The sequence below is a fragment of the Nostoc sp. genome, assembly GCF_036917615.1.
In the GTDB taxonomy this organism is placed as follows: domain Bacteria; phylum Cyanobacteriota; class Cyanobacteriia; order Cyanobacteriales; family Nostocaceae; genus Nostoc.
In genome coordinates, this window is the sequence record NZ_JBALCZ010000069.1 from 1 (window position 1) to 25323 (window position 25323).

The following is a 25323-nucleotide window of genomic DNA, read 5'->3' on the forward strand; positions in this document are numbered from 1 at the left end:
AAAATAGCGATCGCAGCAAAGCGTCCACTGCTCTTAAGGCATTAATGCCTGTAATCATTATGGAGTATAGGTTAGAGCTTTTCTTAGTGCCATTCAGCTATAGACAAAGGGATTATCGTCAATCACCCGAATCTCAAACAACTCAATCCTACCCGCGATGCAACACGCGCTGAGGTAACTGTGATGGTATACCAAGCTTTGGTAGACGCTGGTCGTCTAGTGGCGATTGACTCAGCTTATATTGTGAGTGCTTGATTGACAAAATAGTTTGTTTTGCAAAATCGGATGATTTTTCTAGAGGCAATTCATGAATTGCCCCTAGAAAAGGATTCTAAATTAGAGTCAGAGCAAATTCATACTTAATTTCAACAAACGCGGTTTTTAGTTTCTACTCGAACGGGGGCAAATTATTCGGGTCAATACCCTGAGATTGCAAATAAGCAATCAGTCGTTCCTTTTGCTGGCGTTCTTGTTCGGCGCGTTGGCGTTCTTGTTCAATCTGTTCCACAGCCCAAGGTAATAAATTACCAGCTTTATCCCACCAGCGCAACCAATAACCAGTGCGAGCTTCTTTTCTTCCTTGCCATGTTCCCAAAAACAAGCCCATAACATCAATCCAATGACGACCATTTTCGTCAGGTTGCTTTAACTCATAGCGTCTATTTTCCAGTTGATAAAATTCCAATAAACCGCCATCTGGTTCAAAAATTATGTAGATGGGAATCTGCAAAATTTGCTCGTAGAAAAACCATTTCCCTGGTGGATAAGTTCGCTTTACCGAATATTCTCCACCCTCAGTGTCGGATAAAAATTCGATAGCGATCGCTGGGATATCTCCTTCTAAATTTGGTGTATAACTTTTACGATTGCCCACAACTTGATTAACCGAGGGCACATAAACCCAGTCAGGTGCTTTGGCAATAAATTGCCCGTTAACTGTCGCACAAAGACCAAAGTTTGAAGCTATCAACATCTGGGGTTGGATGAATCCACTGATTTCTAGGCTTTCACGTAAAGCACCAGCCAAAAGTGGTTGACCCGTATTTTCCACTGGTTCATCCTCTAGTTGAAAATCCTTGGGTAAGGCTTCCCAAGAGATTACCAGTTCAGTTTGGGATTTGGCTTCACTGAGTTGGGTTGCCATAAACACAGCATGAATTTATTTTTGATTTTATCGCTTCTAGGACGGTATGAAGGCGATACCAGTATCAAAAAAAGGGGCAAAAAACCCGCCCCTCTATATACTGCTGCGGGTATTGATGATGTAGAAATATTTATGTAGTTAATTATGGTTGTAAATTATTTTAAAGATTTTTTGCTAAGAGGATGTTTGAAAAGTTCTCTTGTCGGTAGCAAAACGTTCTAAATACCTCTAAATCCACGCCACGTGCTAAAGAGCGGGAACGCTAAGAGCGAATAAGTCGGGAGAGCGCAAGGGCGCAGTGGCTAAGAGATAAATTGGATATTAGATTTGGAGATTGACTAGATTGTCCGGCGGTTAACTGCTATGCACTCAGCAATAATACGGCTAATATCAAGTCAATAAAGCGATCGCATGGTGACGGATATGATCTTCAATAAAACTGGCGATAAAATAATAACTGTGGTCATAGCCTTCTTGGTAACGCAAATTTAGGGGTTGCTTAACATCTGCACAAGCTTGCTCAAACACCTCTGGCAGTAATTGTTCAGCTAAAAATTTATCAGCAGTCCCTTGGTCAATAAGAATTGGACTGTGATATGCTACTTGCTTGACCAATTCACTAGCATCATAAGCACGCCAACTTTCTTGATTGCTGCCAAGATAACCACTGAAAGCCTTTTGACCCCAAGGACAACGCATAGGTGCAGTGATCGGTGCGATCGCTGATACTGATTTGTAGAGTTCTGGGTTTCTCATCGCACAGACTAGCGCCCCGTGTCCCCCCATTGAATGACCGAAAATGCCTTGTTTCTCAGGTTGGGCGGGGAAATTTGCGGTAATTAAAGCAGGTAATTCTTGGATAATATAACTATACATTTGGTAGTGCTGATGCCACGGTTCTTCTGTAGCATCAACATAAAAGCCCGCACCCGTGCCAAAGTCCCAATCATCATCCTCACCAGGAATCCCTGTGTTACGAGGACTAGTATCTGGCACAACCAGCATCAAGCCATACTCAGCCGCGTAGCGCTGCGCCCCCGCCTTCCCCATAAAATTTTCTTCAGTGCAAGTTAAACCAGAGAGGAAATAGAGAACTGGTACTGGCTGTTGAGTTGCTTGTGGTGGTTGATAAACAGCAAAGCGCATTTCACTGTTGCAGGTTGAGGAGAAATGACTGTAAAAGCCGAGTTTACCACCAAAGCTTTTATATTCTGAGATGAGGTTGAGGTTAGACATTGGTTATATTCTCTTTCCTGAGCGGCTGCCGGAGAATGATTATTTTAGCGTGAACTATCCACAATTAGCTTCTAATTGCACCTTCTCAATCAACCCTGCGACTAGGTAACTTAGTCCCGCACCTTTTACAAAACCCAGCATCTAGATCATGGAAAGCCAAACCACAACCTGAACAAACTGTTTCTATCTGATTAGCAGTTTTCACCACTCGCTTAATTAAATCCCCCACTTGCCAAGGAATCAGCGCAATTCCTGTAAAAATCATTAATAATGTTAGCAAGCGACCTAATTCAGAAATTGGAATAACATCGCCAAATCCTACAGTTGTCATTGTGACAACAGAAAAGTAAAAGGCATCCAAAAATGTTCCGTAATTTTGAGGATTAACCGGATGCTCGACTTGATAAATTAAACCAGAGTAAATAAAAACAATTGCAAATAATGTAAATAATATTCGCGCAAAAATCATCCCGTCTTCGGTACTGATACTGGCGAATAAAAATTTTCTATCTATAAATCTGATTAATCGTAAAATCCGAAACCATCGTAGTAGGCGGATAAAGCTAATATCCACCATTCCTAGAAAGAATGGCAAAATCGCCATTAAGTCAATTATCGAATAAAAGCTAAAAATATATTTAATTTTATTTTCCGCACTCCACAGGCGGAGCGAATATTCTACCGCGAAGATGATCACGATCGCAGTATCAGCTACATTCAACTGAAACCGCACGTAATCAGGAATATTATAAGTTTCTGCTACAAAAATTCCTGATGATAGTAGCACCATCGCAGCAAGTGTTAAATTAATTGCTTTACCTAATGGTGTTTCCAGATCTGTTAAGTAAAATTCTGTTTCTTGTCTGCTCAGTAACATATTCGACCATTAACTAATCTTAATTCCCAGTTATAGCATTAGAAATACGATATTATTAATCTTATCCTTATGTTAACCTCAGCTTATATGAACCCAGAATATTTTATGCGTTTAGCATTAGCAGAAGCAAAAGAAGGTGATGCACCTTACGGTGCAGTGATTGTTAAAGATAAGGAAGTCATGGCAGTAGCTCATAATACTGTGAGGAGAGACAAAGATCCATCAGCCCATGCGGAAATCAACGTCATTCGTAGTTTAACAGCTAAACTGAAAAACCCTTCTTTAGAAGGTTATAGCATATATACAACTGGCGAACCTTGTCCGATGTGTGCAACTGCTTGTATTTGGAGTGGTTTATCAGAAATTGTATATGGTGCTTCAATTCAAGATTTAATTTTGTTAAATCAATCACAAATTACTATATCTTGTGAAGAAGTCATTGCTAAGTCATTTAGGCAAATCAAAGTCGCCAAAGGCGTTTTAAAGCACGAATGTTTGGAATTATTTAAATAAGCTATCAAAAAACTTATTTTTAGGAATAGTCCTTTCAAACTAACTCGAAAAATCTCGTTCTTTCTCTCTGTGTCACAGACACTTTGCTCAAGTCGTAAAACCTTCCTAAGTAAGTGTTATCCTCAGTGACTCTGCGGTTTAAAGTAATTTATTTAACCAATATTCATTTACTTATATCAATGCGTAAGTCCTAAAATATTTGTATATATTTCATAGTTTTCTGGGTCATAGCAGCAAAAAATTATTCTTTGTGGACGACCATTCTTTTGTAGCTGTTCGTCACATATTTTCACTGCGACCTCAGCTGCTAAAGCTTTAGGATATTTATAAATGCCTGTACTAATGCAAGGAAATGCCAAACTATTAAACTCTTTCTCGGCGGCAATTTGCATACATTTATAGTAACACTGAGCTAGAAGTTCAGGTTCTCCGTGATTACCTCCTCGCCATACTGGGCCTACGGTATGAATGATAAAGCTTGCAGGTAAGCGATATCCTTTGGTTAGTTTAGCATCGCCAATCTTACATCCTCTAAGTGACCTACACTCATCAACTAGGTCTGATCCAGATGCTTTGTGTATCGCTCCATCTACGCCACCACCTCCAAGCAGACTAGTATTTGCAGCATTGACGATCGCATCAATTTCTAACTTTGTGATATCACCCAAAATTACTTCCATAAAACAATTAAGCCTAATCAAGACTAATTTATATACTACAAGTGTATTATGTAGATGTCCACCATCCAGTTTTAGCTTCAAGCTAAACGCTCAGTCTGCTTAAGGTGATCAGCGATCGCAAATAATGGTAAGTTCGCAATTTCTAGCGATCGCCTGTTTTTTCCTGATTTATTCAATCATTTTTTGTCTACTTTATCAATGGGTAAGTTATGATTTTTTCATTTGTATAAATAGCTCGACAAAGAATTACGAATTATTTAACTTAGCTCATTCAAATAGGATAAATATGTATTTGCCCAAATAGCAGCTTGAGTGCGATCGCGCAAGTTCAACCTGTTTAAAATATTCGTAACATGATTTTTTACTGTCCCCTCAGAAATGTAGAGTTTCTGAGCAATTTCTCGGTTACTAGCGCCTGTAGCAATTAACCGTAAAACCTCTTTTTCTCTAGGAGTAAGTTCAGCTAAACTAGATGGTACAGCCGATGACTGGGTTGGTGTACCATTAGAAAACTGAGTTAACAGCTTTTTAACTATACCTGGGCCTAATTGAGTATATCCTTTATGAACGGCACGAATAGCAACAGCTAATTCTTCTGATGGTGTATCTTTCAATAAATAACCCATTGCTCCATTTTGCAACGCTGCTGATACATATTCATCATCATCAAAAGTCGTCAGTACTAAAATCTTAGTTTTGGCAAAACGTTTTTGAATTTCTTGCGTGGCTGCAACTCCATCCATAATGGGCATTCTGATATCTAGTAATACTACATCTGGCTGAAATTCAGCAACCAAATTAATCGCTTGTTCACCGTTTTCTGCTTCTCCCACTATCTCTAAATCTGATTCTAGTTCTAATAACGCTTTTAATCCTTGACGAATTAAACTTTGGTCATCTACCAGCAACACTTTAATCATTATGTAACCCTTGTTAATGGAATATTAACTGTAATTTTGCAACCGCAACCAAGAGCGCTATTAATATTAAACTCCCCTCCAAGTGCTAAAGTCCGATCGCGCATACTCTGAAGTCCAAAACCAGTAGTATTTTGCCCTAAATCAAAACCTCTACCATTATCTTGAATTATCAATCGTAAATTCCCTCTTGTCGTAGTGAGTTCTAGTTTCACCTCGGTTGCATATGCATATTTAGATATATTAGTCAATGATTCTTGAGTAATCCGGTAAATAGCGGTATTGATTTCAGGTGGTAGAGGATATTCCAGATTTATTTTATAAATTGGTAAAATGCCATTTGAGCGATGAAAATTTTCTGAAAGACTAGCGATCGCCCGTTCTAAAGATTGCTCTTGTAAGGGATTAGAACGCATAGTAGAAACAGATTGACGGACATCTTTTAGCGCTTTTGAGCCTAACTCCTTTGCTGTTGCTAGAAATGTTTCAGCCTTACCTGGGTTAGATTGCCACAATTTTAAAGCAGTTTCTAATTGCAGATTTAAAGCAGTCAGAGAGTGACCTAATGAATCATGAATTTCACGAGCAATGCGGTTACGTTCTTCTAAGGTAGCTTGATTTTCAATTCGCATGGCATATTGACGGAGTTTTTCGTTAGCAATGGCCAACTTCTCTCGACTGTGCCGTTCAGATAATACTGCATTCATCATCAACAATACAAAAACCAAACTTAAGCCAAATACCAGCGAAGAATTCAAAATCAGAAATCGATATCGTTCTTGTGCTTGTGGTGATGTTTGGAAATTGAATAACTGGTATTTGAGTTGCGTAGTAACTAAAAATAAGGTAAATGATAAATTTGTAACGAATAAACGCCCAGGTAACTTAAAAATTAAGCAACTGCGAGTAACTAAAATTATGTATAAAAAAGGAAAAAGCCGAGCAAATCTCTCACCAAAAAATCCAGTTGTTAAAATCAATAAAATTTCAATTGCTGTGTAGATTACCTTAGTTATCTGGTTACTCTTGGGTAATCTTAAGCCCATTAATGCAAAAATAATTAGACTATAAATTGACAGTTCTGGCAAGATGCTACAAACTGACAAATCTGGAAATACACCACAAATTGATAGTTCTGGAGGCTTATGATGATCTCGCCGTAACGGAGGTGGTATAACTGCCGTCAATGCAGTAATCGCTAGTAGTGTCCACTCCAGATAAAGCAGAGATGGAAAAGGATGTTTCTTAATTTGAATTAGAACACTCATTAGTCGCTTCGCTCCAGTTATAAGTTATGAGGTATGAGTTAGAAATTAGGAGTTAAGAGTTATGAGTTAGAATTACCGAAGATTTAAGCGGCCGATTCTGCCGCTCAAATTGATCGCTGAGTGAAGAAGTAAGAGGAAGTACAGAGTACAAAAACGTTAGGCAATAAGCTAAATAAGGATTTATAAATTAATCATAATCAAAATCTTCATTATTCATAACTCCTAACTTCTGAGAGACGCGATTAATCGCGTCTTGACTCCTAACTCCTAATTATTTATTGTCAATCATCTTTGTCAAAATTCAATCATGACTAAAGTCATGGGCAGAACCATGACTTTCTCCTCATGTGACTACTGAAGATAAGTTCTTATGATAGTGGCATCCAACCAAGAAAAAACAACGAGACAAGTAATGAAACTCAAAGCATTATCACTAGTCGCTGGAGCGATCGCCTTAACTTTAACTGCAACCTCCTTTGCTGTTGACGCCCAAACAGCCTCTCCTTCACGCGTGCTACTTGCACAAACTCCACAAAAAGAAAGGGGTCCTTGGAAAGAATTGGGTCTAACAGATGCCCAAAAAACCCAAATTCAAGCAATTCGCCGCGATAGCCGCACCAAAATGGAAGCAGTTTTCACCCCAGAACAAAAGGCAAAATTAGACGCAGCAAAACAAGCACGTCGAGCTGAATGGCAAGCGCGTAAGGCTCAGGGGCAAACAGGTCAACGGCAACCAGGTCAGCATAACGGTCGCGGAAAAGGTGATTTTGCTGACTTAAATCTGAGTGAAGTACAGAAAACCGAAATCCGACAAATTCGGGAGTCTGAAAAACAACAGATTCAAGCAGTCTTAACCCCCGAACAGCGTCAAAAAGTAGAGCAATTCCGTCAAAATGCTCCTTCACGCCGTCAACAAGGCAATCCCCAATAATCTATCTTTTAAGAAATAGTTAATAAATCTGGGGTGGGCAGTGCTGCCCATCTCATCCCAAGATAGATAGATTATGATGCAACCCTTTGCCGCTTCCCCAAATCCCGCTTTTGGCTTGCAACAGGTTTTAGGTTTACTCGATGGCATCGCTAAAGCACAGGGGCGAGATGTTCCCCAAATTGTGGAAATACAGAGATTGCGTTTCCTCCCTACTGGCACTTACCTTTGACTGATGTCCAGGCATTGTTTTCTATAGTCAAAAATTAATAGACTTCTTGCAGAAGATGCGGAAAGGGGAAAAACTTCATCCCCTTTCCCTTTCCCTATTTATTGCCAATGCCCCATTTTGTAGACTTTCAAGCTAGTTATGAGTTATGAGTTAATTCAAAACTCCTAGCTTGATTAAGATGTCCAAAGAATTCGCAATTGGTAGTAAAGTCCGTGTTGTGGCACTACCAGCCTACGTCAAAACTGCTGAACCTATGCCGATGCTGCGCCCACCCGATGTAATTCACATTGGCGAAGAGGGTATAGTTATTGACCGCAGACCCGGTGGATATTGGGGTATTCGCTTTGCGAAGGGGGCCTTTCTCCTAGATAGTCAATACATTGAAAGCACAGAGATTCCTCCCGAATCACATTTAAAGTGAGATTAATAGTAACCAGGAATTGTAAACTTGTGTAAAGTTGTGATTCTGGTTTGCACCATGATTTCCCGCCGCACTTTTTTAAGCATATTATTTGCCAGCTGTATTTCTGTGATCAGCTGGCTGAATTTTACCTCTGCTGCTGATGCTCTTGGTGGTAAACTTCCTGCAATTAATCAACCCGCACCAGAGTTTACTTTGCCAACTAACACAGGTGATGGCAAAATTTCCCTCTCTGACTTGCGCGGTAAGTGGTTAATCCTCTACTTTTATCCTAAAGACTTCACCTCTGGTTGTACTATAGAAGCTCGTCGTTTTCAACAAGACTTACCCCAATACCTCGAAAAAAACACTCAGATTATTGGCGTCAGTGCTGATGACATTGATTCCCATGCCAAATTCTGTGATTCAGAGGGACTAAAATTTCCGCTGTTGGCTGACACTGATGGTTCAGTGAGTAAAGCTTACGGTTCGTGGCTCGGTTTCTTATCGATGCGCCACAGTTTTATCATCGATCCTCAGGGCGTCTTGCGCGAGACTTTTGTCAAAGTCAACCCAACCATTCATAGTTCAGAAGTGCTGGCACAACTAGAAAAATTACAGTCGGCAGCTTCTTAGACGATTAGCCTAAGTTAGGGATTTGCCTCCTTGGCTGAGGCTAAAGCGTATAATTTGCTCTATTTAGCTATTAACGCCCAATAAACCCCCTGCCTATCTAATAATCAGTATTTAGGAGTTTGAGGCTCAAGCACAGTACGAAGTTCCTGAGTAAGAGAGTGGCGGGTTTGAATCCCCCACTTTCTTGTTCTGAATTATTCTTCAACTAGCGGCAAGCCAGAAATATCATAGCAGTGCAATAAATTAGTTCCGCGTGGTAATTGATAACAATTGTTCGTAATCCTTTGGTGTATCAATATCGATATCCCCTAGTGGAAACGGAATGGAAAACACTTCCTTGAGGTTATTATTAATAACTTTTTTTGCTCCTGAAGTCTCTTTCAAAGCAGCAAGTTCTGAAAAAAATCTCTGACTAAATAGAGCGGGGACACCTAATGTACCCCCATATTCACAAGCAATAATCGGTTTATTTGCCGAATAATATGCATCAACAAGTTGATTAATAATTTGGTGAGAAACAAATGGCTGGTCGCAAAGTGTAATAACTACTGCTTCTATTTTTTGAGGAAGATTATTTAACAATTCAATACCGCTTTTAATTGAAGCACTCATTCCACAAGCCCAATCCGAGTTCTTAACTACTGTAACGGGAAGTTGCTTAATTTGAGGATGAATCTGTTCTGCATTTGCTCCAAGTACTACTACTACAGGTTGACAAACTGAAGCGATCGCCATTTCTGTTATGTATTGCAAAAAACTACGTCCTTGATAAAGCAATAGTTGTTTAGGTGTACCCATACGAGTAGATGCACCAGCAGCAAGAATCATAATGGCTATGGTTGATTTTTCCTTGTCTATTTGCTCAGTGTTAAATACCATAACAGATAAAAACTATGTGGGAAGTAGCAAGTTTAAGTTGCTTTCATAGCTTTGGTGAATTGGTTGATTGCGATTTCTTAAAAAATTCCCACTGCGGTTTGTTAGCACTGCTTGAATTTCAGCAATAATGGCGATCGCTATTCCTTCAGGTGTATCTGCTCCGATGTCAATTCCAATAGGGCCATGCAATCTTTTTAATTGTTCAGTAGTATAAACTATTCCTTGCGAACGTAAATCTTCAAGTAATCTTTCAGTCCGCGGCTTTGGACCTAAAACCCCTATGTAGCGTGCAGGAGATGGCAGCAACATTTTCAAAATTTCTAGGTCGTCAAGGTAATTATGCGTCATCACGACAGCAACTGTGTAGGCATCTATAAACACCTGTTTATGTACAATTTCTCGCCGACTAAGAATCACATCACAAGGCATAGGAAATCGCGCTCTAGTTGCCTCATTAGCTCGACAATCTACTACAGTAACCTGCCAACCTAATGCTTGAGCAAACTGGGCTACGGGTACAGCGTCATAACCTGCACCAAATATTACTAAAGGCGTGGGTGGTTGGATGACTTCGATAAAAACTTCTACACTACCTAAAGGTAACTGATAGTTGTTTACGCTCGACTTTTGATTAGCCAAGGCTGCTTGAGTATCTGTAATCAGAGATTGAATTAAATTTGGATCTTTGATGTCAGTGATTATTTTACCATTTGGATACAGCAGTAAGCGCGACCCTAGTTTGACCTTGACTGCGCCTTCAAAGGCAAAAACTGTAGCAATAATACCCAAATGTTTTTTATCAAAGCACTCTTGTATAAAAGCGATCGCATTCGGTGAACTTTCTCTCTCAAGACGTTCGATGAGAACTTGCACTGTCCCATTGCACCCCAGACCAAAGCCCCAAAGAATATCTTCAGAGGCGGTGTTATCGTAAGTAACAACAATTGGTTTGCCGTCTGACATTCGTTGTTGAGTATGCTCAAATACGTCGTTCTCCAAGCAACCAGCGCTGATTGTGCCGATCATCCGACCTGTATTTGTGATCAACATTTTGGCACCCGATCGGCGATAGGTTGAACCTTGAGTTTTGACTACAGTGGCAAGGAAAGTGATTTCACCACTTTTTTGACTTGATTCAAAGCCTTCTAAAATTGCTTGTAATTCGTTCATTTGATTGCTTATTTTTCTGTTTCTAGCAGTTTGTTAGCTTGAATAGGCAGTCCCAATGAAAACAATGTGATGACTGTGCCATTGTGCATCGCTGCTATTGTCAAACACTCCTTCGATTTGCCGCCCGTTAACGATTACAGTATATGCATTAGATTGAGGTGCGTTGTTTACCGCCGCAGGCATCGCGATGTTGTGTTATCCAAGATAAGCGAAAATACCGCTGAAATCATGCCTCCCAGGATAGTTGCCAACTTGAGTTATTTATCTATCATGAGAGTTAGCACGGAATACTGATTTTCTGTAACTTACAGTTTTAGCAGAGTACTTTAATAGCTTTTAAAACATCCTTGAAAATTATTTTTATTAAAGCTTACCTGCTGTCTCAGGGCGAGGAGCATTGTAAAGATGAGTGATAGTACTAATAATCACTATTAAGACTATAGCAGTAACTAACACCCATGGTATGATTGATGCTATCTGCTCCGGCAAATATTGAGATAGCAGGCTTCTAAGGAACTCCCGACCAAAGCTCAAGAGCAACATAACCATCCACAACACATAGAGCAAAGATAAACAACCGTACAGCAACTCTACTCTATGACGTTTGAGCTGATTGGGTTGCTTTAATGCATCAATTGCCTGCCACCGCAGAAAGCTTAGTGCTTCTTCTCGGAGATTAGGACGTTCTATGTAGTCTGTTAGCACATAGTAGCCATCGTACTTGAGTAATGGGTTTAAATTCAATACCACCCCGACGTATCGTAGAAGCGCAAATGACCACAGCATTGCTGATATCAGAGGACTTGCCATAAACCAGGCTGTAAGTGCAGCGATGCCAGCTATAATCAAATCTGTATAAGGTCCTGCCAGACTCACAGCAATCTGTTGCCAGCGTTCAGCTAGCCACATATCTGAAGTATCTACGAAGAATACTGGTCCGAACCAGTACCAACCTACTCCACCTCTATGCAGATCACGACCAAAGCTTTTAGTAGTGAAGGCATGTCCTAACTCGTGAAAAAGAGTGGCAAACTGAGAAGATATTATTATGAACGGTAAAAATATTGCAGTTTTTTGTACAACTGCAACATTTGCTACGATGTGAGTACTAATAATCATAAAACTCAACAGTCCAGCTATGGCGATCGCTGCTAGGACAATCTGACTCTGACAAGTGTAAAGGTAATGTACCACCTTGCGATAAAGATAGGTGAGAAATGAGTCTAGCTGATGAAGATAAATCTATGATTCAGCCAACTTAGAAACTTGTTTGCTTGGATATTGCAACCAATAAAGGTGAGATTTCCACTGTAGCTGAGATAGAGTTTTGAGAATGTCAGGATGCACTTCTCGTCTTTCCAAAAAGCCAGATATTGCCAAGCGCTCCACAATTTTGGCAATTTTTTGAGGTGCGAAAGATTTGAGAATGCTGAAATAGGTAAAAGTCAAATCCTGTAAATTATGCTGTCCATCTAAGTGTTGCCACACTAACCAACCTTCAGGGGAAAGACGGAAATATAAGCCACATTGCGGATTTTTAAGAACTGTAAATATTTTACCAGTAGTTGTGGTGCGGTGATGAACAAGAATACCTTCACGCTGTCCTGGGCGATCGCAAAAGTGCATCATCCCAACTACTTTAAGATATACCTTATTGTCTACTGCCAATATTGTGAGCAAGTCGGCATAGTATAGACAGAATAATTGGCAGGGTTCAAGGGTTTGCACCGTCATCTCATGGGGTGCTTGCGTCAGGAGAGCTACCTCACCCACTAAAACATTTGGCAAGAGCGTAGTTTGGCGCTGCTCTAAATGGCTAAAATCATCTTTTTTACCTTAAAATCTTACGTAGTAAAGATTAATGTTTTATTCTCTGGTGAGAGTGATGAAAGAGCGTTAGGTTGAGTCACGAAACCCGACACCAAGAATCCTTGCTTTTATTGGGTTTCACTTTGTTCAACCCAACCTACAAATATTTTATTTTTTCAGAGTAATATAAAGAGCGTTAAGCAACGAAAGAGCGATCGCAATTCATAGGAGGTCTTTTCTAAGCTCGTGTTTATTGATATTGGTGAGGATAAATCATGTGAGAAATAACCGGGGGATCATCGCCTTGATGAAAGGCAAAAACCCTTTCGCAAATCTCTCAATCTGCTACTGTAAATGTGATTTGAATTATCAAATAAACTTTTACCTTAAGATATGCTTCAAAAAGAGTTAACCATTTTATACTTCAAAAACCAGAATCAAAGTAGAATACATCTTCCATGTAATACACGCTTAGGGCTAAACTAACGGTGTATTACATAGGAAGGTTGATCCTGAAACGGGATATTCAAGGGAAGTTTGCGCTTCCCCTTTGTTGAACTGGCGATTCAGCGTGCGGTGATTGGTCTCATCGGCATACCAACGCAGAATATGAACTGTCTTGATCAATCTGCCGTATTTCTGAAGTGCCCGCGTTAAAGGATGTTTGCGTGGAAACGATTTCTGGCAAGATTAGGACGTCTTGAGGAGATCATATTGAACTAGCAGTCTCCCTAGCAGCTTCTCGCAGCCGCTCTACATCACGCATCGGTGGTGCACCAAAGAGCCGCTTGTACTCCCGGTTGAAGTGCGAGGCATCGTCATAACCCACACGGTAGGCAGCACTGGTAGCGTCAAGGCTTTCCCCTAGCATCAGACGTCGAGCCTCCTGGAGCCGCAGTTGCTTCTGGAACTGCAAGGGACTCATTGCAGTAACAGATTTGAAGTGATGGTGGAAGCCTGAGACACTCATTCCAATATCTCGTGCGATGCTTTCAATACAAAGCGGCTCCTTAAAGTCTTTATGAAGTCGCGCGACGGCCCTGGCGATGTGGTGGGTGTAGCCACCCAGAACTACAATATGACGGAGCCGACTACCTTGCTCTCCCATCAGGAGTCGGTAAATGATTTCCCGTGTGACCAGAGGCATCAGAACCCGAGCTTCGGCGGGGGCACAAAGAAGCCTAACGAGCCGTAGTACGGCATCTAGCAGAGGCGCATCCAATGGACTCACGTCTATCGCTTTTACATTGGCACGGCTTTGTGGTGAGGGATAGCCCGCCTCGACCATGACTGAACCGACAAGGATGGGGTCGAAATCGAGGCGAAGGCTAAGGTACGGTTGGGCCTGGGACGCTTCCAGAATTTGGCTGACAATCGGCAGTTCGACCGTCGCCAGCAGATAATGCATCGGGTCGTACTGATAGCGATCGCTGCCCAGAAGGACTTCTTTACTGCCTTGGGCAATTACACAAAAGGCAGGGACAGAGATACTATGAACGCATTCCGCAGGCGAGGAGGAGCGGTTGAGGTGTAATCCTTTCAGTGGCTCAATCGTCCCATCGTTACGGATAGCCTGTGAGATGCGCTCAGTCAGTTCGTCTCTGTTGGCTTGCGCTCTGGAAGCCTCGCGCTTTGCCTGCTGGTCGTTCATTAAATCCATATCGGACTTTTCACTCCTTTTGGCAGCGTTCATTTCTAATTTTGCAGGATTGTACAACGATCTTAGACGATCGTCATATTGCTTGCCCTTGAGAATCCTTAGAATGAAGCTAAAGCAATGAAAAATGATTCCGGCTTCTTATAAGCGTCTGGATTTTTATCCAAGAGAAAACTCAGTTTTGATTGGGCAAGAGACTCGCCTACTGACAACCAAAATGTCATCAAGGCTAACCTTGTTTGTTAAAAAAATCCATCCCTACAGATAGAGCAAGCATAAATGCTCAATCTCTATGATTGGGCTAGCAACCCAAATGGCATCAAGTGAAGGAATAAAGCAAATGGACATCAAAAGAAGTGGCTCACAGCCTTCCGCCAAAGGGCCGGCTGAGTATTTTACCGGCACTGTCCGCATTGACCCCCTGTTCGAGGCGCACGATCCAGCACGCGCGATCGGCGCCAGTGTCACGTTCGAGCCTGGCGCTCGGACAGCATGGCACACTCACCCGTTAGGCCAGACCCTGATCGTGACGGCAGGTTGCGGCTGGGTGCAGCGATGGGGTACTCCAAGGGAGGAAATACGAACAGGTGACGTGATCTGGATCTCGCCGGATGAGAAGCATTGGCACGGTGCTACAGCAACCACAGCCATGACGCACATCGCCATTCAGGAACAGCTCGACGGCAAGCCCGTGGACTGGATGGAACAGGTCAGCGACGAACAGTATCAAAAGTGATCGCCGTATCCGAAATTTTTGGGAGTTGAGATGCACGTCCTTGGGTCCACCACACGGCAATAGATCATGGAAATTCTGATAAAGACTTTCCGAATAAGCAACACAAGGAGTAAAAAATAACACCGAACGATAACGGAAACTACACAGGAAAGGTTGCGTTTGTGACCGGAGCAGCGAACGGCATCGGTCGAGCTACGGCGCTGGCATTTGCACGTGAGGGCGCTAATGTGGTGGTCGCTGACATTTCAGAACAGGGCAATCAAGAAACGGCTCGTATGATCGAAGAACTCGGCAAACGAGTGCTCACCGTCACGTGCGACGTGGCGCAAGCTAAGGATGTGAAGGCGGCTCTGGACAAGACCATCGAGACCTTTGGGCGGCTGGACTTTGCCTTTAACAACGCCGGTGTGGTGCGATCTATGGTGGGACGAAATGGTTTGTACGCGATTTCATGGAAGTTCTACGCATGGAGTCTGCCCAAGAAGGGACTAACATTCGTACTGCGACAATTTACCCTGCCGCAATTAACACTGAGTTGTTGGATATGATTACTGACCAAGATGTGGCTGAAAAAATGACAAAGTTGTATGAGCAATATGGCATCTCACCAGATCGAGTAACCAGTGTTGTGGCGTTTGCGATTGACCAGCCAGAAGACACAAACGTGAACGAATTTACGATTGGCCCAACCACGCAGCCTTGGTAAGGATTGTGCTGGCGGTGCTGCTCTTCATCCTCCTCAACGTCTTCTATCTTTGGCCTCGATGGGGTCACACAAGTGCTTCGTTCCGCATCAACGACCTTCCCTGTGAGCAGCGATCGCAGCGAAGGCGACTGACAACGGCGGGAGCGATCAACGGCGAACAATATCAGTTCCACATCAACGGAGAAAAACAATGCAAAACCGCAAACTTGGCAATAGTAATCTGGAAGTCTCGGCGATCGGGTTGGGCTGCATGGGAATGAGCTTTTCTTATGGCCCGCCCAAAGACACGCAGGAGATGACCGCTCTTCTGGGGGCCGCCGTCGATCGCGGCGTTACCTTCTTTGACACCGCCGAGGTCTACGGCCCGTTCACAAACGAAGAGCTTGTGGGCGAAGCCCTCGCTCCCTTCCGCAAGCAAGTGGTCATCGCCACCAAATTCGGGTTCGACGTGAGTCCTAATTTCGATCCCCGCGGGATGAAGGGTTCGCCCGGACTGAATAGCCGGCCGGAGCACATCAAGCAGGCTGTCGAGGGATCGCTCAAGCGACTCAAGGTCGAGACAATCGACCTGCTCTATCAGCACCGGGTTGACCCAAACGTGCCGATCGAAGACGTGGCAGGAGCGGTGAAGGAACTGATTCAGTCAGGTAAGGTGAAGCACTTCGGACTTTCTGAAGCAGGAGTGCAAACGATCCGTCGCGCGCACGCTGTTCAGCCAGTCACTGCTCTCCAGAGCGAATACTCACTGTGGACGAGGACGCCGGAGAAGGAAGTGATACCGACCCTTGAGGAACTCGGAATCGCCTTTATCCCGTACAGCCCACTGGGCAAGGGCTTTCTCACTGGCAAGATGGACGAAAACGCAACCTTCGACAGCTCCGACTTCCGCAGCACCCTGCCTCGTTTCACGCCGGAGGCTCTCAAAGCGAATCAGTCCCTGATTAATCTGCTCGGCAGCATCGCAGAGCGGAAGCAGGCGACACCTGCTCAGATCGCGCTCGCCTGGCTGCTTGCTCAGAAGCCGTGGATTGTTCCGATCCCAGGCACCACGAAGATGCATCGCTTGGACGAAAACATCGGGGCAGTCTCAGTCGATCTCACGCCCGACGATCTGCATGACATCAATGATGCGGCCTCCAAGATCACGGTGCAAGGGGCTCGGTATCCCGAAAACCTGGAGCAAATGACCGGTCGCTAAACGGCAAAAAATGTTTTCTCTGGTTGTGATATTCAAGCTGGATATCATACTTGTCCAGGCAATCCCAGCTGCTAGCAAAGCCAGCAACACCATAGGTACATTGTGAATGAATGCCAAAATTAATGTGGCGATCGCAAACACAAAAGTTCCTGCAATCACAACTCCATCGGCTGTGAGATGTTGCCGCAGTCGTGGCATCAAAATCGCACCGACAATCGCCCCAAATCCAAAGCAACCTAGTAGTAAACCATACCCACCTGCTCCCTGTCGCAAATCCTGTTGTGCCACCAAAGGCAGCAAGGCTAACAAAGCACTCGTGCAACTATAGTTAAAACAGCCGCTCGAATTAACACGGCTTGCAGGGCGGGAGAAAAGCGGACATAGGGAATACCAGCCCGCATAGAACCTAATACTCGCTCTGCGGGCAGGGCGCTTTCATAAAGCGGTTTGCGCTGCCAACGGTAAAGGATAATAATCACCCCGACAAACGAGAGGGCATCAGTCAAAAAGACGACTCCTGCATTTGCCGCCACCAGTATAAAACCTGCGATCGCCAAACAAAGATTTATCGAGCATAACTCCAAGCAGAGCTTGTGATGATTGCGGTATGCACGTATTTACTTCAGCATTCGAGGAGCGGGGCCACGAGTGGTATCTAGTCCTGACACACGAGGTAGAGTAATTGTTTTGCCTGTTTGTGCCGCTTCGTAAATCAACGCTATCAGTTTTTGGTCTTGCAAACCTTCTTCACCAGGCGTATGGGGTTGCTTATTTTGAATCACACAATCCGCCATATGATCAATTTCTAAGGCGAACTGGTTCTTCTCGCCTATCCGCACTTCGCTGACATTTTCTGCCATGCTGTTTGTTGGTGATTTGCGTGAAATCATCATCCGCAAACCGTTGTAGGAGAACGCCGGATCGATTTGTCCCCAAGCATCAGAGCCGAAGACGCGAAACCGACGCGCTTCGTGAAAGCCGTAGCTGGTGGAGCAAATTGCTACTATCCCACTGGGAAACCGCAATTGGAAGGTAACACTTTCTTCTACTTCTTTGAAGCGCGGATCACCGGGAGTACTGAAGGTTTGGGCGCTAATTGCGATCGGTTCCTCTCCCGTCAAATAGCGAGTTGCATTCAGGCAATAAACTCCCACATCTGGTAAACAGCCACCTCCAGCTAAAGCGCGTTTCAACCGCCACTGGTTTAAGTCACCACCCTGGTTTTGTCCGTTATCTGCCTGAATCACCTTCACAGTTCCTAATTCTTTGCTGCGGATCATCTGAATCATGGCGCGATGGTGCGGCTCGTATTGGCAGCGATAAGCAATCATCAGCTTGCGATCGGCTTGTTTGCACGCATCGATCATCTGTTGAGCATCTTCGACTGTGGTTGCCATTGGCTTCTCACACAGAATGTGCTTCCCTGCTTTCGCACCACGCACCGTATATTCTCGGTGCATACTGTTAGGCAGTACAATATAAATCACATCAACGTCTGAATTGTTGCGGAGATTGTCGTAATTCTGATAATTGTAAACGTTCTGCGATTTGATGCCATACTGCTGGGCAACTTGATTGGCTTTGGCAGCATCGCCACTAACTAATGCAGTTGGCTTTGCTAGTTTACATTCTGCAAACGCAGGCATGATTTCTTCCAATGTCAGTCTGCCCAATCCGACGATCGCAAACCCCAAGCGTTGCTCTGGGGGTAATGCTGTTGGCGGCCCCCCTGTTTCAACTTCGGTTGATGCCGAAATCGGCGGAAACTCTATCTGAGGCGGCAAGGAACCTCCGCGTGGGGTGGCTTGCTGAGTTGGCTGTTGGGCAGCAACTTCTTCGCCCATACTACCAATTGCGGCGGCTGAAATGGCTCCTAACCCAGCAGTAGTCATAATCTGACGACGAGAAAATTTTCCTTTAAACAATTCAGACATCGTGGTTCCTTAATGATGAAATTTTGGATTTAGTAGAGCATTTCATTAATTCGTAGCGAATGAAATTTGGCAATACCCTGCAATGCCAATGCGTCGGCTGACAATGCCAATGCGCCGACTGACAATGCTAATGCGTTCCCCTGCAATTAAAAACGCTACGCATAGCTTGCTTCTTTGCAGGAGTACGCGCAGCAGATGCATCACAATAACGCAAAAAAGAGGCAGCGCAGTCTTTTTTACGAGACGCTACGCGTTAGCGAGTCTGCGAACGCGAACAGCGTCTCGTAGAGGGCGTCAGCGGGTTTCCTCCAGGAGCGACTGCCATCGTCAAGAGAAGGAAGAAATACTTAACTGAACTGTATTACTTTACGGGGTACTAGTTGAAGTTGGGGTACTAGTTGGAGTTGGGGTGCTAGTTGAACTTCCAGGATTAACAATGGAACCAGCCTGTTGCAGGTGTGCTCGGAGGGTTGGTAGCTTTTGAGCCGCAAATGCTTTCACATCTGGATCTTGTCCCTGTTTAGCTTCAGTTTCAAATGCGGAGACATCATTTTGATGATCTTCAAGCATCTGATTCATATATTTGCGGTCAAAGGTAGCACCAGTAAGTTTGGATAAGCGTTTTTTGACTTGCTGATTTGTGCTGTCGAGACTAGTTGGCGGCGTTACACCTTTTTTTTTCGCCAACTTTTCGAGTTGAGTGTTCACCGGGTTGTGATCTTTAATCATGCGCTGTGCAAACCGTTTTACCGCATTGCTAGTTCCACGTTTTAATGCCAGTTGTGCTAGTTGGACTTCTGCTAAACCACCTTGAGCGGCTTCAGTTATGAACTGTATGTCTGAAGAACTGAGAGTATTTTGCCCTGGTGTAGTTGGTGACGCAGTAGGTGATGCCGTAGGTGATGGACTCTCAGTCGTTTGCACAGACTGAGCAAGTGGAGCTTCAGATGTAGTCTGGTCATGCGGAGTAGTTGGTGTGCAACCAGTCGCCAAAGATAAGGCGATCGCTACTATACCAGTAGAGAATATTTTAAAGTTGGACATAATCAATGCTCTCCTTAGATAAAGCTATATCTTGCAACGTAAAATGAAAAACAAGCGCGATCGCACAATTGAGTACGACCACTAATGCTGAAGATGACGAGTTGAAATTGTGAATTACAAACAGAGTCGATTAATTTCAGTAATTTGCAGTTATGATTCAACGGTCACTCCTGCTTCTAACTCCAAAGCTTTGATTAATGCCGATGCATTTTCTTCCCCCCATCCTTGATTAACTGCTGTTTTAATGGTTTCTTTGACAATTGCCGCAGCAGGCATTGGAGAATTTAAATCTTGGGCAAATCGAGCGATCAAATTGGCATCTTTGAGCAAATGCTTTAACGCAAAACTTGGCGTGAAATCACGATTCACCAACATCTTGCCTATGCCGTCAAAAATCGGAGAGCGAAAATCCACCACATGCAGCACATCAAGAACATCTTGTGAATTCAGTCCGGCTTTAGTTGCCAGAATCAGCGCTTCTCCTAACGCTTCGATTTGGGTTGCCACAATCGAGTTACCGATCAGTTTCATCGACGCGCCTTTGCCAGTGTCGCCCAGATAATGAATCGTTTCGCTTAACGACTCCAAAATTGGTTTGACTTGCTCAAATACCTGCCGTTTGCCACCAACGACAATCCACAATCCTCCAGCTGCGGATTCGTTTTTACTGCCGAAAACAGGTGCATCAAGAAATTCAACTTGCTTTTCGGCATAGGCTGCGGCTTCTTTGCGGGAAGTGTCAGGATGAACTGTACTCATGTCGATCGCAATTTGTCCTGAGCGCACGTTCGATAAAATGCCATCCTGCCCAAAGACAACCTCTTCAACCACATTGTCATTCGAGAGCGAGTAGATAATCGCCTCGGCATTTTCTACAGCTTGTGCTGCTGTTTGTGCTTGTGTTGCACCTTGTTCAACTAAAGGCTTACAAGACTCTGGGCTGCGATTCCAAACCGTGACCTCGTAGCCCGCTTTGAGCAAGTTGGTTGCCATACCACTGCCCATGATGCCAAGTCCTAAATACGCAATGCGTTTCATGATGATGTTCTAGATGGTGTCTTACTTCAAGAAAATAGTGATACTTTTAGCACACATGAAGTGTGTCGAAGTCAATCAATTTTGGATTTCAGATTTGGGATTGACTTTTGACTTTTGCTGACCCCGACCACGTTAGAGTGGTGGGACGTTCGCGTTAGCGTCTCGCAAAGAAGTACTGATACTGATCTGTGATAGCGCAGCGTTAGGGACGTAGGAGCGTCGGATTTTGGATTTCTTTCAACCACGCTTGGACGGGGCATGAACCAAAAAAATCTAAAATCTAAAATCTAAAATCTAAAATTGACACGGTTGAACATAGTATTAATCTTTACCCCAGATAAGCTGGATTCATCGCTGTACTGTCATTTTGGTTTGTGGTCTTATATCGTTCGTACAGCCCTTTAGCCGCTGCCTCACGGGTACGGGCTAACAGTGCTGTAACTCGTGCCTGATCCATTGGCTCAAACGTGCGGACTGCCTCAAACGCCTGGTCTAAAATTCTCATGCTATCGATGCCTGTAATTACAACTGACGTTGGCAAATTCATTGCGTAGTGCAGGCACTCGATCGCACTAACGGTGTTGCTTCTGAGAATGTAAGACTCCCCGATTGATTTCATTCCCAGCACACCAATGTTGTTTTTCACTAACACAGGTAAAACCTGATGTTCAAAACTTCTAAAATGGGCATCCATCACATTCAATGGCATCTGCACGGTGTCGAAGCGGAAACCGTTTTGTGTGGCAGTTTCCAGCATCTGAAGGTGAATTAGGGGATTTTTGTGTCCTGTGAAACCGATATAGCGAATTTTGCCCGCCTTCTGCGCCTCGACGACTGCCTCCATCGAACCGCCAGGAGCAAAGACGCGATCGGGGTCTTCAAAGCGCAGTATTTCATGATGCTGCACTAAATCAATGTGATCGACCTGCAAATCTTTGAGCGATTCATCAATCTGCATCTTCGCAGCGCCTTTAGTGCGACCATCGATTTTCGTCATTAGGAAGACCTTTTGGCGATAACCATTTTTAAGAGCATTTCCCATCCACCGATGGCTACGTCCGTTGTGATAGTCCCAAGAGTTATCCATAAAGTTGATGCCGCGATCAATGGCACTGCGGATCAGCTTGATACTTTCTTGCTCCTCTTCAATTTTTCCAATGTGAAACCCACCCAAGCCAATCACAGATACTTTTTCTCCGGTGCGTCCGAGGGTACGATACAACATTTCGCCGCGTCGAGTTGGAGTGGGTGTTTGGGCTAGCAGTTGAGTATTTTCATTAACAGGTTCTGTTTGGGCTAGGAGCGGCTGCAAAAATCCTTCCGAAACTGCAAGTCCTGCCGCCACTAATCCCGAAGCAGAAGCAGTTTTCAACAAGCTGCGTCTACTGATCTCCATAATTGTCTCCTACAAGCAACAACAGGAATGAGCCGAATCGTAGCACGACAATCTGGCACAGAGAATCTAACTAAGGTGTGCTTTGAAACATACACCGGAAGATGCATTCACAATACAAGTCGATGCATTAGTAACCCATACGCTTCAATCCCTTATCAATTCTTAAATTTAGAATTGCTGTAAGATAATACACGCTTCTTTTTGCTATCAGGCAAAAAACTGAGCTGGTAAAATCCTCTATGGTTTTAGTGGAAGTAATTTTGACTATCCTGTACGTCTGGGTAAGGATTCTACCTTTTGCCTAATACTTAAGCAAACGCAAGTCTATTGGCTGTTTCGGCAAAAGTTAAACTACCTCTGTTTTGGGCAAAGGTATTGCAATTAGTAATATATTATCTTAAGTAGGGTTCCGTGGGGCTGTGGGCACATAGCACCCGCAGACTTGAGGCGATCGCTAAAGGCGTCTTTTATGCTGTATCTCAGCTAGATGATGTCGATGTCAACGAAGTGATTGTCCGCCCGACAGCTAGCGCAGTCTAGACAACGGATCGTATTGTTCCAGTCAGAGAAAAACCCCCATGAACCTCACCGCCTTCCACACCCTCGGTCGCTCCGGCTTAATCGTCAGCCCGCTTGCCCTCGGCACTATGACCTTCGGCACCCCGCGATGGGGTGCGCCTGATGAGGTTTCGGAGTCTATCTTCCACACCTATGTCGAGGCGGGCGGCAACTTCATCGACACTGCCGACGTGTATGCCAAGGGTCGCAGCGAAGAACTAATCGGTAGCTATATTGCCGATCGCAGCCTGCGCGACCAACTGGTACTTGCAACCAAATTCACCTTTCACAGCGGCGAACTGGGCAACCCGAATGCGGGCGGCAACGGACGCAAGAACATGTACCGGGCGATAGAGCGATCGCTGCGTCGGCTACGCACCGACTACATTGACCTCTATTGGATGCACGCCTGGGATCTGGTCACGCCCGTCGAAGAGGTGCTACAGTCGCTCGGCGATCTGGTGCGCGCTGGCAAGATCCGCTATTTCGGATTCTCAGACGTGCCCGCTTGGTACACTGCCAAGGCAGCTGCGCTTGCTACAGCGCACAGTATTCCCGCACCGATTGCCTTGCAGCTTGAATACTCCCTCACCGAGCGCAGCATCGAGCGCGAACATCTGCCCGCTGCCCGTGACTGTGGACTCGGCATCTGTCCCTGGAGTCCGCTTGCTGGCGGCTTTCTTGCTGGCAAGTACCAGCGCGAGGGTGAAGGAGCTACCGGACAGGGACGCCTCAGCGGCAGCAATCCCTTTGGCAATCAGAAGTTTACTGATCGTAACTGGCGCGTCCTCGACACCCTCCGAACAGTCGCCGCGCAAGTTGAGCGCCCCCTGGCGCAGGTCGCCCTCGCCTGGGTTTCGGCGCAGTCCGGCATTACCTCGCCCATTCTGGGTGCCAGCAAGCTCGAACAACTGCACGACAACCTGGACTCGCTGGACATCCGCCTCACCCCGGAACAGTTCCAGATGCTAAAGGAAAGCAGTGCGCTTGATCCCGCCTTCCCCTACGGCATCTTCACAAGCGAGGTGAACCGCAGCATCTTCGGCGGTACAACCGTTCAGGGCTGGTGATAGCTGCTTCGGTTCATCAGCAGCACAACAGACATTACGCAATACCGACACCACCCGTTATGCCATAAACCTCTCCTGTGATGTAGCTTGCCTCCTGTGAAGCAAGGAGTACGTATACAGGAGCGATCTCTACCGGCTGTCCGGGTCGTCCTATCGGAACCGTGGAGCCAAATTTCTCAATCTTTTCCTGAGTTTGACCGCCACTGGGCTGTAGCGGCGTCCAGAAGGGGCCGGGCGCTACAACGTTGACACGCACACCTTTCTCAATCATTTGTTTAGAGAGTGCTTTGCTGAAAGTAACAATGCCTGCTTTGGTGAGCGCATAGTCAATGAGTGCCTCTGAAGGTTCATAGGCCTGAATGGAAGCTGTATTAATGATGGCTGCGCCCGGTTTTAGGTGCGGCACTGCCGACTGTATAATCCAAAATAACGCGTAGAGGTTAGTCTTGAGCACCTTATCGAACTGCTCGGTGGTGATATCGCCAATGGAAGGACTAGTACTCTGTGCGCCAGCATTGTTGACGAGAATATCTAAACCGCCCAGAGATTCTACTGCATCTGTCACGAGTTTTCGGCAAAAATTCTCATCCGTAATGTCACCCGGAAGAGCGACGGCTTTACGTCCCGCTTGTTCGATCAGTTCTATAACTTCTCGTGTATCCGACTCTTCGCTGGGGAGATAGGAGATTGCCACATCAGCCCCTTCACGCGCGAACGCGATCGCTACAGCACGTCCTATACCGGAATCTCCTCCAGTGATCAACGCCTTTCGGTTTGTAAGCTTTCCACATCCTGTATAGCTCTTTTCACCGTGATCCGGCTGAGGGTCCATCTGTTGAGCTAGTCCCGGTGCAGGCTGGGGCTGACGAGGGAAGGGCGGCCCTGGATATTGCTGACGTGGATCTTGCATCTTCAAGCGATCGTTTGTCATCTGTTGCTCTCACGAATGTGATGTATTCAATTAATGTAGCGATCGCTTTTGTTTCGCACCTACCCACTTGGTACAACAAAGCCATTGTAATTAGTAACAGCTTTAAGACTCTGATGCATCTCTTCGACTCTACCTTTCGGCAGACCCCCAACAAAGCTCTCCTCATGGATAGCAAGACATTTGGGAGATTATTAGCAGCACAGTTAATCAACTTAATTGAGTTTGGAAATTAGCGATCGCCGAGCGTGTGATTGAGCTTTGATCGTTTCGGCGATCGCGACCGCCTGTAGCTGCCATTAACCAGATATCCGATTGCTTGATGTGGATCGTCCCTAGAATCGGGGTTGCAACTCAGAAGTCAGATAT

The 25323-nt window shown here is 44.7% G+C and carries 31 protein-coding genes and 1 pseudogene; 12 read left to right on the forward strand and 20 right to left on the reverse strand.

Annotated elements, in window-relative coordinates; genetic code table 11:
* Positions 1-388 precede the first annotated feature (388 nt).
* From V7K85_RS24705 to V7K85_RS24715, 3 genes are all read right to left on the reverse strand, one after another.
* Entirely contained in the window at positions 389-1144 is a 756-nt protein-coding gene (locus V7K85_RS24705; protein WP_334817481.1) for a Uma2 family endonuclease, read from the reverse strand.
* 390 nt (positions 1145-1534) lie between these two features.
* A complete protein-coding gene (fghA, locus tag V7K85_RS24710) occupies positions 1535-2380 on the reverse strand; it encodes an S-formylglutathione hydrolase (RefSeq protein ID WP_334817483.1) in 846 nt (281 codons plus the stop codon).
* 85 nt (positions 2381-2465) lie between these two features.
* Positions 2466-3257, reverse strand: coding sequence for an ion transporter (locus tag V7K85_RS24715; protein WP_334817485.1), 792 nt, complete (start codon positions 3255-3257; stop codon positions 2466-2468).
* Positions 3258-3344: 87 nt separating this feature from the next.
* On the opposite strand from V7K85_RS24715, the gene V7K85_RS24720 reads away from it, so the two are divergent.
* Positions 3345-3770, forward strand: coding sequence for a nucleoside deaminase (locus tag V7K85_RS24720; protein ID WP_334817824.1), 426 nt, complete (start codon positions 3345-3347; stop codon positions 3768-3770).
* A 176-nt stretch (positions 3771-3946) separates the two neighbouring features.
* Here V7K85_RS24720 and V7K85_RS24725 read toward each other — a convergent pair whose 3' ends face one another.
* From V7K85_RS24725 to V7K85_RS24735, 3 genes are all read right to left on the reverse strand, one after another.
* The gene (locus tag V7K85_RS24725; protein WP_334817487.1) at positions 3947-4450 is read right to left on the reverse strand and encodes an O-acetyl-ADP-ribose deacetylase; all 504 of its coding nucleotides are present in this window, start codon (positions 4448-4450) and stop codon (positions 3947-3949) included.
* 257 nt (positions 4451-4707) lie between these two features.
* Positions 4708-5370 carry a response regulator transcription factor gene (locus V7K85_RS24730; RefSeq protein WP_334817489.1) on the reverse strand — a complete coding sequence of 221 codons (663 nt, stop codon included), beginning with the start codon at positions 5368-5370 and terminating at the stop codon, positions 4708-4710.
* Positions 5370-6635, reverse strand: a complete 1266-nt coding sequence (locus tag V7K85_RS24735; RefSeq protein WP_334817491.1) for a sensor histidine kinase — start codon at positions 6633-6635, stop codon at positions 5370-5372. The genes V7K85_RS24730 and V7K85_RS24735 overlap by 1 nt, the downstream gene beginning before the upstream one ends.
* Positions 6636-7047: 412 nt before the next feature.
* Between V7K85_RS24735 and V7K85_RS24740 the strand changes: the two genes are divergently transcribed.
* From V7K85_RS24740 to V7K85_RS24755, 4 genes are all read left to right on the forward strand, one after another.
* Entirely contained in the window at positions 7048-7566 is a 519-nt protein-coding gene (locus V7K85_RS24740) for a Spy/CpxP family protein refolding chaperone (RefSeq protein WP_334817493.1), read from the forward strand.
* A gap of 73 nt (positions 7567-7639) precedes the next feature.
* Positions 7640-7795: a hypothetical protein gene (locus V7K85_RS24745; protein ID WP_334817495.1), complete on the forward strand. Its 156-nt coding sequence runs from the start codon at positions 7640-7642 to the stop codon at positions 7793-7795.
* Positions 7796-7973: 178 nt separating this feature from the next.
* The gene (gene sipA, locus V7K85_RS24750; protein ID WP_334817497.1) at positions 7974-8216 is read left to right on the forward strand and encodes a regulatory protein SipA; all 243 of its coding nucleotides are present in this window, start codon (positions 7974-7976) and stop codon (positions 8214-8216) included.
* Positions 8217-8273: 57 nt separating this feature from the next.
* A complete protein-coding gene (locus V7K85_RS24755; RefSeq protein WP_334817826.1) occupies positions 8274-8831 on the forward strand; it encodes a peroxiredoxin in 558 nt (185 codons plus the stop codon).
* Positions 8832-9074: 243 nt separating this feature from the next.
* Here V7K85_RS24755 and V7K85_RS24760 read toward each other — a convergent pair whose 3' ends face one another.
* The 7 genes and pseudogenes from V7K85_RS24760 to V7K85_RS24785 all read right to left on the reverse strand — a co-directional run bounded on the left by V7K85_RS24760 (position 9075) and on the right by V7K85_RS24785 (position 14382).
* Entirely contained in the window at positions 9075-9710 is a 636-nt protein-coding gene (locus V7K85_RS24760) for a nucleotidyltransferase family protein (RefSeq protein WP_334817499.1), read from the reverse strand.
* Between the two features lie 12 nt (positions 9711-9722).
* Positions 9723-10880 carry an XdhC family protein gene (locus V7K85_RS24765; protein WP_334817501.1) on the reverse strand — a complete coding sequence of 386 codons (1158 nt, stop codon included), beginning with the start codon at positions 10878-10880 and terminating at the stop codon, positions 9723-9725.
* Between the two features lie 33 nt (positions 10881-10913).
* Positions 10914-11063 carry a hypothetical protein gene (locus V7K85_RS24770; protein WP_334817503.1) on the reverse strand — a complete coding sequence of 50 codons (150 nt, stop codon included), beginning with the start codon at positions 11061-11063 and terminating at the stop codon, positions 10914-10916.
* Positions 11064-11243: 180 nt separating this feature from the next.
* Positions 11244-12074 carry a hypothetical protein gene (locus V7K85_RS24775; protein WP_334817505.1) on the reverse strand — a complete coding sequence of 277 codons (831 nt, stop codon included), beginning with the start codon at positions 12072-12074 and terminating at the stop codon, positions 11244-11246.
* A 48-nt stretch (positions 12075-12122) separates the two neighbouring features.
* Positions 12123-12668, reverse strand: a complete 546-nt coding sequence (locus tag V7K85_RS24780; RefSeq protein ID WP_334817507.1) for a hypothetical protein — start codon at positions 12666-12668, stop codon at positions 12123-12125.
* 498 nt (positions 12669-13166) lie between these two features.
* Positions 13167-13352, reverse strand: a pseudogene (locus tag V7K85_RS36655) (Tn3 family transposase); the annotation flags it as partial.
* Positions 13353-13398: 46 nt separating this feature from the next.
* Positions 13399-14382 carry an AraC family transcriptional regulator gene (locus V7K85_RS24785; RefSeq protein WP_334817828.1) on the reverse strand — a complete coding sequence of 328 codons (984 nt, stop codon included), beginning with the start codon at positions 14380-14382 and terminating at the stop codon, positions 13399-13401.
* 304 nt (positions 14383-14686) lie between these two features.
* On the opposite strand from V7K85_RS24785, the gene V7K85_RS24790 reads away from it, so the two are divergent.
* The 5 genes from V7K85_RS24790 (at position 14687) to V7K85_RS24810 (ending at position 16986) form a co-directional block, all read left to right on the forward strand.
* Complete coding sequence (locus V7K85_RS24790; protein ID WP_334817509.1) at positions 14687-15082, forward strand: (R)-mandelonitrile lyase; 396 nt, start codon at positions 14687-14689, stop codon at positions 15080-15082.
* 161 nt (positions 15083-15243) lie between these two features.
* On the forward strand, positions 15244-15630 hold the full coding sequence (locus V7K85_RS24795) for an SDR family oxidoreductase (protein ID WP_334817511.1): 387 nt from the start codon (positions 15244-15246) through the stop codon (positions 15628-15630).
* Positions 15549-15788, forward strand: coding sequence for a hypothetical protein (locus V7K85_RS24800; RefSeq protein ID WP_334817513.1), 240 nt, complete (start codon positions 15549-15551; stop codon positions 15786-15788). The genes V7K85_RS24795 and V7K85_RS24800 overlap by 82 nt, the downstream gene beginning before the upstream one ends.
* Positions 15782-16048: a hypothetical protein gene (locus tag V7K85_RS24805; protein ID WP_334817515.1), complete on the forward strand. Its 267-nt coding sequence runs from the start codon at positions 15782-15784 to the stop codon at positions 16046-16048. The genes V7K85_RS24800 and V7K85_RS24805 overlap by 7 nt, the downstream gene beginning before the upstream one ends.
* On the forward strand, positions 15979-16986 hold the full coding sequence (locus tag V7K85_RS24810; protein ID WP_334817517.1) for an aldo/keto reductase: 1008 nt from the start codon (positions 15979-15981) through the stop codon (positions 16984-16986). Before V7K85_RS24805 ends, V7K85_RS24810 begins: the two co-directional genes overlap by 70 nt.
* Here V7K85_RS24810 and V7K85_RS36660 read toward each other — a convergent pair.
* The 6 genes from V7K85_RS36660 to V7K85_RS24840 all read right to left on the reverse strand — a co-directional run bounded on the left by V7K85_RS36660 (position 16876) and on the right by V7K85_RS24840 (position 22398).
* Positions 16876-17274, reverse strand: coding sequence for an MFS transporter (locus tag V7K85_RS36660; RefSeq protein ID WP_442940620.1), 399 nt, complete (start codon positions 17272-17274; stop codon positions 16876-16878). The genes V7K85_RS24810 and V7K85_RS36660 overlap by 111 nt on opposite strands.
* A 14-nt stretch (positions 17275-17288) precedes the next feature.
* Complete coding sequence (locus V7K85_RS24820) at positions 17289-17570, reverse strand: MFS transporter (protein WP_334817521.1); 282 nt, start codon at positions 17568-17570, stop codon at positions 17289-17291.
* A 33-nt stretch (positions 17571-17603) separates the two neighbouring features.
* Positions 17604-18920 (reverse strand): Gfo/Idh/MocA family protein, encoded by a 1317-nt coding sequence (locus V7K85_RS24825; protein ID WP_334817523.1) that lies wholly within the window; start codon positions 18918-18920, stop codon positions 17604-17606.
* A gap of 366 nt (positions 18921-19286) precedes the next feature.
* On the reverse strand, positions 19287-19964 hold the full coding sequence (locus V7K85_RS24830; RefSeq protein ID WP_334817525.1) for a DUF4142 domain-containing protein: 678 nt from the start codon (positions 19962-19964) through the stop codon (positions 19287-19289).
* 150 nt (positions 19965-20114) lie between these two features.
* Positions 20115-21002, reverse strand: coding sequence for an NAD(P)-dependent oxidoreductase (locus V7K85_RS24835; protein WP_334817527.1), 888 nt, complete (start codon positions 21000-21002; stop codon positions 20115-20117).
* Between the two features lie 328 nt (positions 21003-21330).
* Positions 21331-22398, reverse strand: a complete 1068-nt coding sequence (locus V7K85_RS24840; RefSeq protein WP_334817529.1) for an aldo/keto reductase — start codon at positions 22396-22398, stop codon at positions 21331-21333.
* A 411-nt stretch (positions 22399-22809) separates the two neighbouring features.
* Here V7K85_RS24840 and V7K85_RS24845 point away from each other — a divergent pair, with 411 nt between their 5' ends.
* Positions 22810-22938 (forward strand): hypothetical protein, encoded by a 129-nt coding sequence (locus tag V7K85_RS24845; protein ID WP_334817531.1) that lies wholly within the window; start codon positions 22810-22812, stop codon positions 22936-22938.
* 38 nt (positions 22939-22976) lie between these two features.
* On the forward strand, positions 22977-24026 hold the full coding sequence (locus V7K85_RS24850; RefSeq protein ID WP_334817533.1) for an aldo/keto reductase: 1050 nt from the start codon (positions 22977-22979) through the stop codon (positions 24024-24026).
* A 34-nt stretch (positions 24027-24060) separates the two neighbouring features.
* Here V7K85_RS24850 and V7K85_RS24855 read toward each other — a convergent pair whose 3' ends face one another.
* Positions 24061-24957: an SDR family oxidoreductase gene (locus tag V7K85_RS24855; RefSeq protein ID WP_334817535.1), complete on the reverse strand. Its 897-nt coding sequence runs from the start codon at positions 24955-24957 to the stop codon at positions 24061-24063.
* Positions 24958-25323 lie beyond the last annotated feature (366 nt).

Excerpts from the sequence above, each read along its gene's own strand:
- V7K85_RS24705 (WP_334817481.1), bottom strand. The coding sequence starts at position 1,144 with ATGGCAACCCAACTCAGTGAAGCCAAATCCCAAACTGAACTGGTAATC.
- fghA (WP_334817483.1), bottom strand. The coding sequence starts at position 2,380 with ATGTCTAACCTCAACCTCATCTCAGAATATAAAAGCTTTGGTGGTAAA.
- V7K85_RS24715 (WP_334817485.1), bottom strand. The coding sequence starts at position 3,257 with ATGTTACTGAGCAGACAAGAAACAGAATTTTACTTAACAGATCTGGAA.
- V7K85_RS24720 (WP_334817824.1), top strand. The coding sequence starts at position 3,345 with ATGAACCCAGAATATTTTATGCGTTTAGCATTAGCAGAAGCAAAAGAA.
- V7K85_RS24725 (WP_334817487.1), bottom strand. The coding sequence starts at position 4,450 with ATGGAAGTAATTTTGGGTGATATCACAAAGTTAGAAATTGATGCGATC.
- V7K85_RS24730 (WP_334817489.1), bottom strand. The coding sequence starts at position 5,370 with ATGATTAAAGTGTTGCTGGTAGATGACCAAAGTTTAATTCGTCAAGGA.
- V7K85_RS24735 (WP_334817491.1), bottom strand. The coding sequence starts at position 6,635 with ATGAGTGTTCTAATTCAAATTAAGAAACATCCTTTTCCATCTCTGCTT.
- V7K85_RS24740 (WP_334817493.1), top strand. The coding sequence starts at position 7,048 with ATGAAACTCAAAGCATTATCACTAGTCGCTGGAGCGATCGCCTTAACT.
- V7K85_RS24745 (WP_334817495.1), top strand. The coding sequence starts at position 7,640 with ATGATGCAACCCTTTGCCGCTTCCCCAAATCCCGCTTTTGGCTTGCAA.
- sipA (WP_334817497.1), top strand. The coding sequence starts at position 7,974 with ATGTCCAAAGAATTCGCAATTGGTAGTAAAGTCCGTGTTGTGGCACTA.
- V7K85_RS24755 (WP_334817826.1), top strand. The coding sequence starts at position 8,274 with ATGATTTCCCGCCGCACTTTTTTAAGCATATTATTTGCCAGCTGTATT.
- V7K85_RS24760 (WP_334817499.1), bottom strand. The coding sequence starts at position 9,710 with ATGGTATTTAACACTGAGCAAATAGACAAGGAAAAATCAACCATAGCC.
- V7K85_RS24765 (WP_334817501.1), bottom strand. The coding sequence starts at position 10,880 with ATGAACGAATTACAAGCAATTTTAGAAGGCTTTGAATCAAGTCAAAAA.
- V7K85_RS24770 (WP_334817503.1), bottom strand. The coding sequence starts at position 11,063 with ATGCCTGCGGCGGTAAACAACGCACCTCAATCTAATGCATATACTGTA.
- V7K85_RS24785 (WP_334817828.1), bottom strand. The coding sequence starts at position 14,382 with ATGAACGCTGCCAAAAGGAGTGAAAAGTCCGATATGGATTTAATGAAC.
- V7K85_RS24790 (WP_334817509.1), top strand. The coding sequence starts at position 14,687 with ATGGACATCAAAAGAAGTGGCTCACAGCCTTCCGCCAAAGGGCCGGCT.
- V7K85_RS24800 (WP_334817513.1), top strand. The coding sequence starts at position 15,549 with ATGGAGTCTGCCCAAGAAGGGACTAACATTCGTACTGCGACAATTTAC.
- V7K85_RS24810 (WP_334817517.1), top strand. The coding sequence starts at position 15,979 with ATGCAAAACCGCAAACTTGGCAATAGTAATCTGGAAGTCTCGGCGATC.
- V7K85_RS24825 (WP_334817523.1), bottom strand. The coding sequence starts at position 18,920 with ATGTCTGAATTGTTTAAAGGAAAATTTTCTCGTCGTCAGATTATGACT.
- V7K85_RS24830 (WP_334817525.1), bottom strand. The coding sequence starts at position 19,964 with ATGTCCAACTTTAAAATATTCTCTACTGGTATAGTAGCGATCGCCTTA.
- V7K85_RS24835 (WP_334817527.1), bottom strand. The coding sequence starts at position 21,002 with ATGAAACGCATTGCGTATTTAGGACTTGGCATCATGGGCAGTGGTATG.
- V7K85_RS24840 (WP_334817529.1), bottom strand. The coding sequence starts at position 22,398 with ATGGAGATCAGTAGACGCAGCTTGTTGAAAACTGCTTCTGCTTCGGGA.
- V7K85_RS24850 (WP_334817533.1), top strand. The coding sequence starts at position 22,977 with ATGAACCTCACCGCCTTCCACACCCTCGGTCGCTCCGGCTTAATCGTC.
- V7K85_RS24855 (WP_334817535.1), bottom strand. The coding sequence starts at position 24,957 with ATGACAAACGATCGCTTGAAGATGCAAGATCCACGTCAGCAATATCCA.